The sequence below is a fragment of the Brevibacterium rongguiense genome (assembly GCF_009857845.1).
In the GTDB taxonomy this organism is placed as follows: Bacteria; Actinomycetota; Actinomycetes; order Actinomycetales; family Brevibacteriaceae; genus Brevibacterium; species Brevibacterium rongguiense.
Genome location: NZ_WWEQ01000002.1, coordinates 46924 through 61573, shown reverse-complemented (window position 1 = coordinate 61573; position 14650 = coordinate 46924). Strand labels below are relative to the sequence as shown.

The window sequence follows — 14650 nt, the reverse complement described above, 5'->3', positions numbered from 1 at the left end:
AGCCTACTGGTTCGGGATGCGGATCAGCGGAGCCGGCGGCCCCCGGCGATCACCGCCGCGCGATCGGGCGTGCGCACCAGCGCATCCATGGGATTGACCGCGTCGACGAGGACGATGTCGGCGCGGGCACCGACCACCAGGTCGTGGGCCCCGGGGCCGCGCCCGACGGCCCACGCACCGTCGGTCGTGGCCAGGCGCACCGCCTCGAGCAGCGCCCCGTCCTCGTTGAGCGCCGAGGCGCGCGCGAACTGCCATGCGATCCCCAGTGTGTCCCCCGTGCCGTAGGGGCTCCACAGGTCGCGGATCCCATCGGTGCCCAGGCCCAGCCGAACTCCGTGCTCCGCCAGCTCCCGGTGCGGCAGCTGCGGCAGGCGCAGCGGGGCGACCGTCGTCACCGTCATGCCCAGGCCGCCCATTCGCTCGAGCAGCGCTGACCTGCGGGCCGAATCCACCTGGGCGAGCGCGAAGGCGTGGGCGAGATTCACCCGCCCCCGCAGGCCGCGCTGCTCCGTCAGGTCGCACAGCAGCTCGATCTGGAAGGCACCCAGCTCCCCCGGGTCGTGGAGGTGGATGTCGATGCCGGTGCCCGTGTCCGCCGCGAGGGCCGTGAGGAGGTCGAGCTGGCCCACTGGGTCACGGTCGATGCCGGCCGGGTCGAGGCCCCCGATGCACTCGGCCCCCTGTTCCGCGGCGGTGCGCAGCAGCTGCGCGACACCGGGACGGCGCAGGATGCCGTCCTGGGGAAAGGCGACGATCTGCACGTCCAGCGCTCCCTCGTACGCGGCCGCGGCCGCGCGGACGACCTCGATGCCGCGCAGGCCGAGTCCCGTGTCGACGTCCACGTGCGTGCGGATCGCCGTCGTGCCCATCGACACCATCTGCTCGAGCACCCGCGCGGTCTGCTCCGCACCGGGGATGCCGAGGTCGTCGCGCAGCGCGCGCTCGTGGGCAATTCGCCCCTCGGTGGTCGGTTCGCCCGCATAGGACTGCCACGGCAGCCCCCACCACGACTTGTCCACGTGTGCGTGGGCGTTGACGATGCCGGGCAGCGCGAGCAGGCCGTGCCCATCGACCACCGCCTCGGCGACTGCAGAACCGGGATCACCGGGGCCGCTGTGCCGCGAGAGCGCACCCTGGGCGCCGGCGGGTGGCGCCCCGGCTGCGGGAGTCTGCGCGGTGCCCGGCGCATGCGGACGGATGTCGACGATGCGGTCGCCGGAGATGGCGATGTCGCAGGGCGCACCGCCCCAGGGCCGCACGTTGCGGACGACGGAAACGGGCTCGGGGCGGCGCACCGGGGGGATGGTCATGGCCCCATTCTCGCCGTTCGCACCCGCGGCCGTGCCTCAGCCCCCGAACAGCTCGCGCAGGTCATCGGCGGTGAAGCCGGAGCTGAAGCCCTCGCCGCCGCTCATGAGGTCGTCGAAGAGCTTGGCCTTGCGTGCCTGGAGGGCGAGCACCTTCTCCTCGATCGTGTCCTCCGCGACCAGGCGGTAGACCATGACGTTCTTGTCCTGGCCGATGCGGTGGGTGCGGTCGATCGCCTGTGCCTCTGTGGCCGGGTTCCACCAGGGGTCCATGAGGAAGACGTAGTCGGCCTCGGTCAGGGTCAGGCCGGCCCCGCCGGCCTTCAGGCTGATGAGGAACACGGGGGCGCTGCCGGCCTTGAACTCGTCGATGACCGCGGCCCGGCGCCGCATCGTCACGGACCCGTCCAGGTAGGCGTACTCGATGCGCTGGTCGTCGAGCTCATCGCGCACATGCCGCAGGAACGAGGTGAACTGGCTGAACACGATGACCCGGTGGCCCTCCTCGATGGCCTCCTCGAGCCGGATGAGCAGCGCCTCCAGCTTGGACGAGGGCACTCCGTCGGCGTCGATGCCGTCGACGACCGTGGGGTCGAGCGCGAGCATGCGCAGCAGTGTCAGCGAGCGGAAGACGATCATCCGGTTGGAGTCATCGTCCATGTCCGTGAGCAGTCCGAGGACCTTCTTGCGCTCGCGCTGCAGGATCTGGTCGTAGAGCCGCCGGTGGCGCGGGGCCAGCGGGACAGTCTCGATGAGCTCCTGCTTCTCCGGCAGGTCGGCCGCCACTGCGTCCTTCGTGCGGCGCAGCATGAAGGGGCGCAGCCGCTTGCGCAGTCGGGCGATGCGCAGCGGATCGATGCCCTCCTCGATGGGGCGGATGTAGTCGTCCTTGAACTTCGCTGCACTGGGGAACAGCCCAGCGGCGGTCAGCGACAGGAGCGACCAGAGGTCCGCCAGCGAGTTCTCCATGGGCGTGCCGGTGATCGCCAGCCGGAAGGGCGCGCGGATCTTCTTCGCGGCGCGGTAGACCTTCGAATTGCGATTCTTCACCGCCTGCGCCTCATCGAGGATGAGACCGTCCCACTCCACCTGGGCGAACTCCGCTTCGTCCGTGCGCAGGAGGGTGTACGAGGTGACGACGAGGTCCGCCCCGGCCGCTGCCTGGGCGACCGAGGTGCCGCGTTTGCGCGCGGTGGTGTCGAGGACCCGAACGTCGAGGTCCGGCACGAAGCGCCGTGCCTCTGCCCGCCACACACCGACAACCGAGGCGGGGGCGACCACGAGGAACGGGGGCGCGGAGACCACTCCCTCCTCGTCGACGACGACGAGCTCGTCATCACCGCGGCCCTCGAGGCGCGCAGCGGCGATGAGGGCGAGTGCCTGCAGCGTCTTGCCCAGGCCCATGTCATCGGCGAGGATGCCGCCCAGCCGGTGGCGGTAGAGGAAGGCCAGCCAGCGCAGCCCGTCGCGCTGGTAGTCGCGCAGCTCGGTGCGCACCGTGCCCGGCACCTCGGCGGAGGGGATGTCGTCGATGCTGCGCAGTGCCGCCACCGAGGACTGCCAGGCCTGCGCTTCGGTCGATTCGTCTGCCAGCTGGACGAGGTCGTCCCAGAGGCTGAGCTGGTAGCGGCTGATTCCGGGGTTCTCCGGCTTCCACTCGCCCTGGGCCTCCGCCTCCTGGATGAGCTGGCGCAGCTGCTGCAGATTGGGGTGGTCGAGGCGGAAATAGGTCTTATCCGGCAGCATGAGGCGGTCGTGGCCGACGGCGAGCGCCTTGAAGAGGGCCCCGAAGGGGATGTTCACCCCGCCGAGGGTCACGACGATGCCCAGGCCGAACCAGTCCGTGCGCTCCGTGCCGGTGGTCTCCACGGTGATGACCGGCGTGCCCTCGAGTTCGCTGTAGGAGGGCCGCTCACCCTCGATCGTCACCTCGACATCGTCGCGGGACTGCAGGCGAGGAAGCACGTGGACCGTGAATTCCGCGGTGGCGATGCCGGTGAGGTACTCGCGGTCGCTCAGGGCGGCCGCGGGGAAGTCCGCCCGCACCGTGGCCAGGACACGGTCTTCGAACGCGAGGTCCCGGCGGTGGTCGCCCGCGCGGCGCACCGGCACCTGGCGCGGCGGATCGGAGTAGTGCCAGGACCACGCGAGCATCAGGACGTCGTTCACCCCATACTCAGCGCGCAGCTGCAGCACCGGATCGGCGATGACGGGCAGTTCGACGAGGTCGGAGCTGGAGGTGACGGTGACCGCGGACTGCAGGCCGGGGTAGAGGCCGGTGAAGAAGTCCTCGCGGTCTGCGGCGGGCACGCGCACCGGTCCGTGGACGAAGAGAGCGGCCAGGCGCGGGTTGAGGGGCTCCGCCACCGGGGCGAGCAGCAGGTCCGCGCGCTTCCTTCGCCCCTGCCCCGCCTCCGTGAGGGCGGCCATGCCCCCGGTGCCGATGGGCAGCGGATGGGCCAGCTCGACGCCGTCGATCTCTGCCCAGGGGGTGAGGAGGAGGTCCTCGCCGTCCGGGTCGGCGCGCAGGCCCGCGGTCGCGGCGGCGCCCACCTCAACCTCGTCGACGAATCCCGCGCCGACGAATGCGACGCCCTTGTCCGACGCCTGCTCGAGCAGGTTCCACAGAAGCGAATCGCGGAAGTCGTCGAGGTTGAGCAGGTTCCCGTCCCCCGGATAGCCCTGGTAGTCCGCGAGGTAGAGGCGGTAGATCTGTCCCAGGAGCGCAGCCTGCTCCCGGTCGTACGCACGCAGGCCGGAGGCGTGCATGAAGGTGCGCCAGCTGAGGTCGCCCCGAATCCAGTTCTCCCGCTTGCCGCGCTGCAGCGGCCGCATGGCGACGTGGACGGGGGTGCCCGCGGCCAGGTCCTCAAACGACGCCGAGCGGGCGGCAGTGCGATCGAACCAGCTGGCGCGGGGTTTGACGATGAGGTCGAAGCCCAGCGCAAGGGGTTCGGCGCGGGCCGTGGTCGGAGCGCCGGCGACCACCGGGCTGAGCAGCCGCCTCCACTCCGGCACGGCCGCCCGCTCGGGGGCGTTCGGCACGTGCGAATCGGCCAGCGTGCCCTGGGCCGCCTCGGCGGGGAGAGGCGGCGGCCCGGCCTGACCGGGGCCGGCATCCGGGGCCGAGGTGCCCGGGCCGGGCAGGGCCGAGGTCAGCTGGGCGCGCATGGCGTCGAGGCTGACCCGGTAGAGCACTGCGGCAGCGTGCTTGCAGTTGACCTTGACCGGGCACGTGCAGATCGCCCGCACGGGGTCGTAGCGGGTCACGCTGCCGCCGGCGGCGGTGCCGACGGCCTGCAGGTGCACGGTGGTGACATACGGGTGCGGGCCGGTTCCGGCAACGTCGCCCACGAGTGTTCCGGTGGGGGTCTGCCATTCGACGTCGCCCACCGAGCCATCACCGGCGTACTCGCGTCCCCGTTGGGCCACCGTGCCTCCCACCAGGCGCGCGATCGCCTGCTCGGTGACGTAGGGCAGCGGGTCCGGGGACATGGCGCCATGCTCTCACGCGGCACGGACACGGGCCCCGTGGCATCCACAGGGCCCGTGCGAGGTCGCTCGGGGGTGCTGAGCGGGCGGCTCAGCGGCGCACGGCGCGCGAGGTGGCACCCGTCGCCCAGCTGGTGCGGCCGAAAGTCACGCGGTAGGTGTGCGCGGGCCGCACCGTGACCGTGGCCCGGCCGCCGCGCAGGCGGGTAGTGCGCACCGTCTTCCAGTGCCCGCCCGTCTTCGCCTGCACCCGAGCCCGGGGGCTGTACGCCGTGTACCGGGCGGACTTCGGGTCGAAGCGCTGCGCGCGCACGCTCAGGCGAGTCGAGCGGCCGTGACGGGCCGGGCTCAGCTGGGTGCGCGCCTTCGCGCGCAGGTAGAACGCGCCCTTCGTGCGGTCCGTGCGCGTCCGGCCTGCCGAATCCCAATCGGCCATGACCACGCGGGAGGGTCCGAGCTCGTAGCGGCCCAACCCGGTGCGCCTGGCACACACGCGCACGGAAACGGTGCCCTGAGCGCCCTCGTAGTTGTAGAACGCGGACGCAACCGTGCGCTTGCCCTTGCGGACCCGCGCGTCCACGGCCCACACCTCGGCGGCGGCCGACTTCCGCTTGACCATGTGCACGCGGACCTTGGAACAGCCGCTGGCGGAGACGACCCGGTCCTTGGCCGACAGGCGGGTCACGTCGAGGGACAGGCGCCCGGCGGCCGCCGCCGGCGCAGCGGGCACGATCCCGGCGCCGACGAGGGCGAGCGCGCCCAACAGCGCGGCGAATCCGAGCCACATGCGCGCACCGGCCGGCGCGGCCGTGCCGCCGCTCATCGGCGAACGCTGCGCGAGGTTGCGCCCGTGGCCCAGCTGACCTGCCCGAACGTCACGCGGTACGTGCGCTTGGCCTTCGACTTCACGGTCACCGCCGCACGGCCGCCGTGCAGCCGGACCGTCCTGAGGTTCTTCCAGTGGCGCCCGGACTTCACCTGGAGGCGGGCCGTCGGGTTATAGGCGGTGTAGCCGAACTTGTCCGGGTTGTAGCGCTGAGCGCGCGCCGTCAACCGCACCGAGCGCCCGTGGCGGGCGGCACCGAGCTGGGTCCGAGCCTTGGCGCGAACGTAGAAGGAACCGCGCGTGTAGTCGGTGAAGCTCTTGTAGCCGCTGAAATCGTACGTATTCACGGACACGCGGCTCGGGCCGATCGTGTACTTGCCGAATCCTGAATAGATACACACCTGAACGCGTGTCTTCGAACGGTCTCCATCGGTACCGAAGTCTGCGTGGCTTTTGACGGCGCCGTTGCGGCTGACTTCGGCCATGACCGACCATTCGTCGGCGTTGGTTCCACGATGTGTCATCCGCACGTCGGTGTTCTTGCACTCGTAATCACTCATCACGACGTTGCCGGCCGACAGCCTGGTGACGTCGTAGGACACGTACGTGTCTGCCGAGGCGGTGCCGACCGGGACGAGGCCGCCCAGGATGAGGGCACCGGAGGCGAGGATGGACGCTGCGATCGCGCGGATGCGCTTCATGGGAACTCCAACAGGGTGATCGAGACGAGAAGGACACAGGGATGCCAGGAGTATCGACCAGAGGAGTGTTATCGGCAGCAATCGGTGAGCGCGCACATCGGCGGCGCGGCCCCGATGGAAAGTTCGACGCTCATATAAGCACATGTCGACGCTTACTGGCAATTCGCTGAGTAAGAACCGGATGGAGGCTCCACCCCTTCCAGCCGCGGTGGAGGAGCCAACCGCCTCGTGTCTTTTCGCAAACCCGGCATGCCGAAAACCCGCACCGCCGGCTCACGTCTCCGACTGCTCCGAAAGACGCACTGCTGCGGAGCCCGCAGATCCCCGCCAACCCGCGGCGCCTCGGCGGCGGGCCAGGGCGACAGCACCCCGCGCCGCGGCGCGGAACCCGTGTCCGGACCCGGGTGTAGCATCCGCACCATGGCGCGTTTGAGCTTCCTCGAGTGGCCTGTCATCCGACAGTTCACCTCAGGCGACGTGACCGGCCGCGGGCCGGCTGTCACGTCGGGCAAGACGCGCGCCGTCGAACCCCGCACCACCACCGCGGACCGGGTGGTCCAGAGCGTGTGCCCCTACTGCGCCGTGGGCTGCGGCCAGCGCGTCTTCGTCAAGGACGAGAAGGTCGTCCAGATCGAGGGCGACCCGGACTCCCCCGTCTCGCGCGGACGGCTGTGCCCCAAGGGCGCCGCCAGCGAGCAGCTGGTGAATTCGCCGCGTCGCGTGAAGAAGGTCCTCTACCGCCGCCCCAAGGGCACGGACTGGGAGGAGCTCGACCTCGACACGGCCGTCGAGATGATCGCGGACCGCTTCCTCGAGGCCCGCCGCAACCACTGGCAGGACGCGGATCCCCAGGGCCGGCCCCTGCGCCGGACCATGGGCATCGCCAGCCTGGGCGGCGCCACCATCGACAACGAAGAGAACTACCTGGCCAAGAAGCTCTTCACCGCCGCGGGCGCCATCCAGATGGAGAATCAGGCGCGCATTTGACACTCCGCCACGGTTCCCAGTCTGGGAGCCTCGTTCGGACGCGGCGGAGCCACGCAGTCCCTCCAGGACATGGCGAACTCCGACTGCATCGTCATCCAGGGCTCGAACATGGCCGAATGCCATCCCGTCGGGTTCCAGTGGGTCAGTGAGGCCAAGGCGCGCGGCGCCAAGGTCATCCACATCGACCCGCGCTTCACGCGCACCACAGCGGTGGCGGACAAGCACGTGCCCATTCGCGCGGGCACGGACATCGTGCTGCTCGGCGCGCTCATCAACTACGCCATCACGAACGAGCTGTGGTTCAAGGAGTACGTGAGCGCGTATACGAACGCGCCCATGATCATCAACGAGAAGTTCAAGGACACCGAGGACCTCGAGGGCCTGTTCTCCGGCTTCGACTCGGAGACCGGTGCATACGACATGGCCACCTGGGCCTATGAGATGGAGGACGACGGGACCTCCCAGGCCGGCGGCGAGCGCGGCCAGGGCGACGGGTCGGCGGACGAGGGCGATGCGGAGGGCCACGGCGCCTCCTCCGGCGAATCCCACGGCAGCGGCGGCCCACCCATCGGCTCCGGGCGGCCCAAGCGCGATGAGACCCTGCAGCATCCGCGCAGCGTCTTCCAGATCCTCAAGCGCCACTACGCCCGCTACACCCCCCAGCTGGTCGAGGAGACCTGCGGCATCTCGCCCGCGGACTTCGAGTACCTGGCGAAGACGATCACGGAGAACTCCAACCGCGACCGCACGACGTGCTTCGCCTATGCGGTGGGCTGGACCCAGCACTCGCAGGGCGCGCAGTTCATCCGCACCGCGGCGATCCTCCAGCTGCTGCTGGGCAACATGGGCAGGCCCGGCGGCGGCATCATGGCGCTGCGCGGCCACGCGACGATCCAGGGCTCCACGGACATCCCCACGCTGTTCAACCTGCTGCCCGGCTACCTGCCCATGCCCAAGGTGGGCACGCACGACACGTTCCAGCAGTGGGTGGACGCGGTCGGCACAAAGGAGCAGAAGGGCTTCTGGGCCGACGCGGACGTCTACGCGGTCAACCTGCTCAAGGCCTGGTGGGGCGACGCGGCAACGAAGGACAACGACTGGGCCTTCGACTACCTGCCCCGCCTGTCCGGGGCCCACGGCACCTACCAGACGGCCATGGGCATGCTGCGCGACGAGGTGGACGGCTACTTCCTGCTCGGCCAGAACCCGGCGGTGGGCTCCGCGAACGGGCGCATGCAGCGCATGGCGATGTCCCACCTCAAGTGGCTCGTCGTGCGCGACTTCAGCCTCATCGAATCCGCCACCTGGTGGAAGGACGGCCCCGAGATCGAGACCGGTGAGCTCGTCACGGAGGACATCGACACCGAGGTCTTCTTCCTGCCCGCCGCCAACCACACGGAGAAGGCCGGTTCGTTCACCCAGACCCAGCGCATGGTCCAGTGGCGCCACCAGGCAGTGAAGCCGCCGGAGGATGCGCGCAGCGAGCTGCAGTTCATGTTCGAACTGGGCGTGAAGATCCGTGAGAAGCTGGCCGGCTCCACCGACTGGCGCGACCGCCCGCTGCTCGACCTCACCTGGGACTACCCCGTGGACGAGGAGGGCGACCCGGACCCCGTCTCCGTGCTCGCGGAGATCAACGGGCGCTTCGAGTCCGGCCCGGACGCCGGCAAGCCCCTGTCCAGCTACACGCAGATGAAGGCCGACGGCTCCACCTCCGGGGGGTGCTGGATCTACACCGGTGTGTACGCCGACGGGGTCAACCAGGCCGCCCGCCGCGTGCCCGGCAAGGACCAGGACGAGATCGCCTCGCAGTGGGCGTGGGCCTGGCCTGCCAACCGCCGCATCCTCTACAACCGCGCCTCCGCGGACCCGGAGGGCAGGCCCTGGAGCGAGCGCAAGAAGCTCATCTGGTGGGATGCCGAAGCCGGCAAGTGGACCGGCCCGGACGTCCCGGACTTCCCAGCCGACCGCGCCCCCGGTGCGCAGCCGGAGCCCGGTGCCGGCGGCCCCGCAGCCCTGGCCGGCGATGACCCCTTCATCATGCAGGCCGACGGCAAGGGCTGGCTCTTCGCGCCCAACGGCATGGTCGACGGCCCCCTGCCCACCCACTACGAACCGCCGGAATCGCACGTGGGCAACCCGCTCTACGCGCAGCAGAACAGCCCGTCGCGCGTCATGTTCGCCCGCGAGGACAACCTCTACGCCCCGGGTGCCGGCGAGCCCGGCGGGGACGTCTACCCGTACGTCTTCACGACCTACCGCCTCACGGAGCACCACACCGCCGGCGGCATGAGCCGCACCCTGCCCTACCTCTCCGAACTGCAGCCGGAGATGTTCTGCGAGATCTCCCCCGAGCTCGCCGAGCTCACCGGCGTGGAGCCCTACGGCTGGGCGACCATCGTCTCGCCGCGCGCTGCGATCGAGGTCCGCGCGCTGGTCACCGAGCGGATGAAGCCGCTCAAGGTGCGCGGCCGCACGGTCCACCAGATCGGCCTGCCCTACCACTGGGGCGTGGGCTCCGAGGCCGTGGTCAGCGGTGATTCCGCCAACGACCTGCTGGGCCTCGTCCTCGATCCGAACACGCAGATCCAGGAGGCGAAGTCCAACGCCTGCGCCATGGTGCCCGGGCGCCGCCCGCGCGGTCCTGAGCTGCTCGACATGATCGACAAATACCGTTCGGAGGCCGGCATCACCCTCGCCACGGGCCACACCCGCATCACCGTTCCCGACGAGCAGTCCGGCACCCTGCCGCCCGGGGTCGACCCCAGCGCCGGGGAGTCCTTCCACTGGCCCTCGGCCGGCGCCGCCGAGGCGGAGGAGGAAGAGGCCGCCGTCGAACACGAGGCCCAGGCGGCCCAGGATGCGCGCACCGGCGCGTCCGGCGCCCAACCGGACGGCGGCCCGAACGGGAAGAGCCCGCACGGCACCGGCACCGCAGGCCACGAGACGAGCGAGGAGGACTGATGCGCGGCAGCCTCACGCACGAATTCTCCGGCCCCACGGACCCCATCGCGGACGTCCACTGGGACCACGAGCACGCGCACAGCCGCAAGGGCTTCTTCACGGACACGTCGATCTGCATCGGCTGCAAGGCCTGCGAGGTGGCGTGCAAGGAGTGGAACCGCAACCCCCAGGACGGCGACCTCCAGCTGCTCGACTCGTCCTACGACAACACCGGGTCGCTCGGCGCCAACACGTGGCGCCACGTGGCGTTCATCGAGCAGAGCCAGGACCGGATCGAACAGGCCCGCGAATCCGGTCGCGCCCTCGTCAGCCTGGGCATGCCGCAGGTCGGGCCCCCCGCCGCCCGCGCAGGCGCGCCGGTGACGAGCGCGCCAGGGACCAGCGCACCCGGGGCCGGCTCGGGCGGCGGGTGCGGGGGCAGCTGCGGGTGCGCCTCGGGCGCGGATCCCGCAGCCGAGGCGCACGCCGGCTCCCAGTCCGGCTGCGGTTCCTGCGGCACGGGCTCCGGCCGCGTCACCGAGGCGCAGGCGATGTCCGCCATCGACGCCGCCATGGCGGGCCAGTCCGACCTCGACGTCGCCCCGCCGGACACTCCGGAGTTCCGCTGGCTCATGTCCTCGGACGTGTGCAAGCACTGCACCCACGCCGGATGCCTGGACGTGTGCCCCACGGGGGCGCTCTTCCGCACCGAGTTCGGCACCGTGGTCGTCCAGGCCGATGTGTGCAATGGCTGCGGCACGTGCGTGGCCGGCTGCCCGTTCGGCGTCATCGAGCGCCGCGACGACGGCACGATCAGCCCGCCGGACGGCCACGCGGAGAAGCCCAAGGTCGACCAGGAGATCCCCAACCCGCGCACCGCGAACAAGTGCACGCTCTGCTACGACCGCCTTGTCGAGGGCCAGACGCCCGCGTGCGCGCAGACCTGTCCCACGACGTCGATCAAATTCGGCGACCACGACGACATGGTCTCCAAGGCCCACGCGCGCGTCGAGCAGCTCCACGCGCAGGGCATGAGCGAGGCCCGGCTCTACGGGGCCAACGACAACGACGGCGTGGGCGGCACCGGCTCCGTGTTCCTCCTGCTCGACGAGCCGGAGGTCTACGGGCTGCCGCCGGATCCGCACGTGCCCACCCGTGACCTGCCCACCATGTTCAAGCGAGCCGGAATCGCCGCCGCGGGCATGCTCGCCGCCTCCGCCGTGGCCTTCCTGGGAGGACGTCGATGACGTCGGAGTACGACAGCTACCGCCCGCCGGACACCGGCAAGAAGAAGCGCCGCGGCGGCCGCGGCGGCGGTCCCGGAGGCCGCGGCAAGCGCGGGGGCATGTTCGCCGGGCGGCGGGGCGGCGGCGACGGCTCGCGTGAGATGCCGATGGTCGAGGACGTCGAGTTCACCTCGTACTACGGCCGCCCCATCGTCAAGCACGCCCCCTGGGGCTCCCCCATCGCCCTCTACCTGTTCCTGGGGGGCATGGCCGGCGGCTGCGGGCTGCTGGCGCTGGGCGCCCAGCTCACCGGGCGGGCCACGCTGCGGCGCAACACGCGCCTGACCGCGCTGGGTGCGATCGGCGTGGGCGCGGCGGCGCTCGTGGCGGATCTGGGCCGGCCCGAGCGGTTCCTCAACATGATGCGCACGCTCAAGGTCACCTCGCCCATGAGCCTGGGCTCGTGGATCCTCTCCGGCTATTCGGCGGGGGCCGGTGTCACCGCCGTCAACGAGATCGACCGGCTGCTGGGGGAGCGGCTGCCGCTGGGTCCCCTGCGCCGGCTGCTGCGGTTCGCCGAGGCGCCGGCCGGGTTCGAGGCCGCCCTCTTCGCCACGCCGCTGGCCGCCTACACCGCCGTGCTGCTGGCCGACACGGCCACGCCCACGTGGAACGCCGCGCGCAATGAGCTGCCGTTCGTCTTCGTGTCCTCGGCCAGCCTGGCAGCGGCCGGCTCGGCCATGGTGACGACACCGGTAGCGGAGACGATGCCCGCGCGCATCCTCGCCGCGCTGGGCGTGACCGGCGACGTCGTCGCGATGCGCGCGCTCAAGGAGAACATGCACCCGGTCGAGGCCGAGCCGCTCGAGGAGGGCCCCTCGGGGGCCAAGCTCGAATGGGCCGAGCGGCTGGCCATCGCCGGCGGGATCGGCGCCGTGGTGGGCGGCGGCAACCGGATCGTTGCCGCGGCGAGCGGGCTGAGCCTCATGGCCGCCTCGGCGCTCACCCGCTTCGGGTTCCTCGAGGCCGGGATCGAATCGACGAAGGATCCCAAGTACGTCGTCGAGCCGCAGAAGGCGCGCCTGGCCGAGCGCCGCGCCCGCGGCGTCACCGACGACTCCATCACGACGGGGGCGTAGGCGCCGGTCGGCACGCCACGCGCGGGGCAGCGCTCAGCGGCCTCGCTCGGCGGCCAGCGCCGACGAAGGACGTCCGCGCCCACCCCGCCCGAGGTGCGGCTCAGGCGGCAGCCTGCTCGCGCCTCGGCGCCGTGAAGCGGCTGAGCGCCCACGCGAGCACGAGCGCGACCACGATGCCGTTGAGCGGCGCGATGCCCAGCGCGAACGTGTTCGACACCCACGCGGCAAGGGAGCCGAGCGCGTAGGGCACGAGGCCCTGCCAGCGGATCCGCTCCGTCAGCGATTCGACGGGCGGCTGGCCGCGGCGCCACCGGGCCAGCCAGTCGCCGATGAGCACTCCGCCCAGCGGCGGGATGAAGACGCCCAGCAGGCTCAGGTAGCCCGTGATGTGGCCCTCGATGCCGGTGAGCGCCAGGATCGTGCCGATGATCACCCCGCCGATGATGTAGGGGCCCTTGCGGCGATCGCCGGTGATCTCCGCGCCGGCCACGCCGAACGCGTACGCGGCGTCCGCGTTGGACTTCCACAGGTTGCCGAAGAGGAAGAACAGGCCCCAGCCGATCATCCCCATGCTGATGAGGAGCGTGGTGAAGTCGCCCTCGCCGAATGCCAGCGCCGCGACGGCCCCGAAGAAGACCATGAGGCCGTTGCCCACGATGAAGCCGATCCCGCACGCCACGACGGCGTTGCGCCCGCTGCGGGCGAAGCGCGTCCAGTTGGCCGCCTGCGTACCGGCCGAGGCGAAGGTGCCGACGATCGCCGTGACCGCCGCGGCCCATGTCATCGAGCTCGAGGGCTCGATGGCGAGCATGCCGGACAGGCCGCCCACCTCGGCGAAACCCTTGAACGTCAGCCAGAAGGCGAGGATGAGGATGAGCGGCGTGGAGACGAGGGAGACCCAGTACATGCCCTCGTAGCCGAACAGGGCCGTGAGCATCATGAGCGCGGAGACGACGATCATGATGAGCGCCGGACCCCACCAGCCGGTCCAGCCGAATGCGAGCCCCGTCATCTGCCCGATCGTGCCGACGGCCACGCCGTACCAGCCCACCTGGGTGCCGCCCAGCAGCAGCGAGGCCAGTTTGGAGCCCACCGTGCCGAAGCTGTAGCGGGCCATGACCACGGTGGTCAGACCGGTGCGAGCGCCGAGGAAGCCGACGGCGGCCACGTACGTGCCGAGCACGAGCGAGCCCACGACGAGCACACCCAGGAACTCGGAGAAGCGGAACGCCGCCCCCACGGATGCGCCGGCCATGAGGGTGGGCGCGAAGATCGTGAAGCCCACGAGGACCACAGTGATCGAGAACGCCGAGCGCCGGGCCGAGCGCGGAACCGGGGTCAGGGGGTAGTCGCGATCGACGGGCTCGGCCGCCCGTTCTTCCGCCGGCGCTGCGCCTGCTGCCGCGGGGGCCGCTCCGGTGTCGACGGCGCCGTCGCCCTGTGCCGGGCGCCGAGGTTCGGGCGCGCCCATCAGCGCGCGCCCTTGGTGCTCGCGCCCTCGTCAACGCCGATGTCCTCGCTCCACAGCGCGGGGCGCTCGGCGAGCATGCGCTCCATGAGCGCGATGCACGCGGGGTCGTCGAGCACGTCGACCTGCACGCCGCGCTCGGCCAGGAGGGCCTCGGACATCTCGAAGCTGCGGTTCTCGCCCACGACGATCCGCGGGATCTCGTAGAGCAGGGCCGTTCCGGCGCACATGATGCACGGCGAGAGCGTCGTGTAGAGGACGCTCTCGCGGTAGACCGCGGCCGGCAGGCGGCCGGCCTTCTCGATCGTGTCCGTCTCGCCGTGGAGGATCGCGCTGTCCTGCTGGAACCGCTGATTGTGGCCGGCGGCGAGCACCCGGCCCTCGTGGACGAGCACGGCGCCGATCGGCACCCCGCCCTCGTCCCAGCTCGTGCGCGCCTGCTCGATGGCGAGGTCCATGAAGCGGCGGTCGTCGTCCGGCGTGGCGGTCCAGGGCATGCGGGCTCCTCGGCGTGTGCGGATGGCTCCGGCGGGGCGGGAGGCGCGTGTCCGCCGGTCGTGC

8 protein-coding genes and 1 pseudogene are annotated in these 14650 nt (G+C 71.2%); 3 read left to right on the top strand and 6 right to left on the bottom strand.

Annotated features, from left to right (window positions below; all coding sequences use genetic code 11):
- Positions 1–23: 23 nt before the first annotated feature.
- The 4 genes from GSY69_RS00790 to GSY69_RS00775 all read right to left on the bottom strand — a co-directional run bounded on the left by GSY69_RS00790 (position 24) and on the right by GSY69_RS00775 (position 6326).
- Positions 24–1310 (bottom strand): amidohydrolase family protein, encoded by a 1287-nt coding sequence (locus tag GSY69_RS00790; protein ID WP_160952015.1) that lies wholly within the window; start codon positions 1308–1310, stop codon positions 24–26.
- Positions 1311–1346: 36 nt separating this feature from the next.
- Positions 1347–4802: a DEAD/DEAH box helicase gene (locus GSY69_RS00785; protein WP_160952014.1), complete on the bottom strand. Its 3456-nt coding sequence runs from the start codon at positions 4800–4802 to the stop codon at positions 1347–1349.
- Positions 4803–4890: 88 nt separating this feature from the next.
- Positions 4891–5622, bottom strand: a complete 732-nt coding sequence (locus GSY69_RS00780) for a hypothetical protein (RefSeq protein ID WP_160952013.1) — start codon at positions 5620–5622, stop codon at positions 4891–4893.
- Positions 5619–6326, bottom strand: coding sequence for a hypothetical protein (locus GSY69_RS00775; RefSeq protein WP_160952012.1), 708 nt, complete (start codon positions 6324–6326; stop codon positions 5619–5621). Before GSY69_RS00775 ends, GSY69_RS00780 begins: the two co-directional genes overlap by 4 nt.
- A 420-nt stretch (positions 6327–6746) precedes the next feature.
- Between GSY69_RS00775 and fdh the strand changes: the two are divergent.
- The 3 genes and pseudogenes from fdh to nrfD form a co-directional block, all read left to right on the top strand.
- Positions 6747–10034 (top strand): annotated as a pseudogene (fdh, locus tag GSY69_RS00765) (formate dehydrogenase); the annotation flags it as partial.
- 242 nt (positions 10035–10276) lie between these two features.
- Positions 10277–11503 (top strand): 4Fe-4S dicluster domain-containing protein, encoded by a 1227-nt coding sequence (locus tag GSY69_RS00760; protein WP_160952009.1) that lies wholly within the window; start codon positions 10277–10279, stop codon positions 11501–11503.
- Positions 11500–12621, top strand: a complete 1122-nt coding sequence (gene nrfD, locus GSY69_RS00755; RefSeq protein ID WP_160952008.1) for an NrfD/PsrC family molybdoenzyme membrane anchor subunit — start codon at positions 11500–11502, stop codon at positions 12619–12621. Before GSY69_RS00760 ends, nrfD begins: the two co-directional genes overlap by 4 nt.
- A 100-nt stretch (positions 12622–12721) precedes the next feature.
- Here nrfD and codB read toward each other — a convergent pair whose 3' ends face one another.
- Together codB and GSY69_RS00745 are read right to left on the bottom strand one after the other, a co-directional pair.
- Complete coding sequence (gene codB / locus GSY69_RS00750) at positions 12722–14092, bottom strand: cytosine permease (protein WP_160952007.1); 1371 nt, start codon at positions 14090–14092, stop codon at positions 12722–12724.
- Positions 14092–14586: a nucleoside deaminase gene (locus tag GSY69_RS00745; RefSeq protein WP_160952006.1), complete on the bottom strand. Its 495-nt coding sequence runs from the start codon at positions 14584–14586 to the stop codon at positions 14092–14094. The genes codB and GSY69_RS00745 overlap by 1 nt, the downstream gene beginning before the upstream one ends.
- Positions 14587–14650 lie beyond the last annotated feature (64 nt).

Excerpts from the sequence above, each read along its gene's own strand:
- GSY69_RS00745 (WP_160952006.1), bottom strand. The coding sequence starts at position 14,586 with ATGCCCTGGACCGCCACGCCGGACGACGACCGCCGCTTCATGGACCTC.
- GSY69_RS00775 (WP_160952012.1), bottom strand. The coding sequence starts at position 6,326 with ATGAAGCGCATCCGCGCGATCGCAGCGTCCATCCTCGCCTCCGGTGCC.
- codB (WP_160952007.1), bottom strand. The coding sequence starts at position 14,092 with ATGGGCGCGCCCGAACCTCGGCGCCCGGCACAGGGCGACGGCGCCGTC.
- GSY69_RS00760 (WP_160952009.1), top strand. The coding sequence starts at position 10,277 with ATGCGCGGCAGCCTCACGCACGAATTCTCCGGCCCCACGGACCCCATC.
- GSY69_RS00780 (WP_160952013.1), bottom strand. The coding sequence starts at position 5,622 with ATGAGCGGCGGCACGGCCGCGCCGGCCGGTGCGCGCATGTGGCTCGGA.
- GSY69_RS00785 (WP_160952014.1), bottom strand. The coding sequence starts at position 4,802 with ATGTCCCCGGACCCGCTGCCCTACGTCACCGAGCAGGCGATCGCGCGC.
- nrfD (WP_160952008.1), top strand. The coding sequence starts at position 11,500 with ATGACGTCGGAGTACGACAGCTACCGCCCGCCGGACACCGGCAAGAAG.
- GSY69_RS00790 (WP_160952015.1), bottom strand. The coding sequence starts at position 1,310 with ATGACCATCCCCCCGGTGCGCCGCCCCGAGCCCGTTTCCGTCGTCCGC.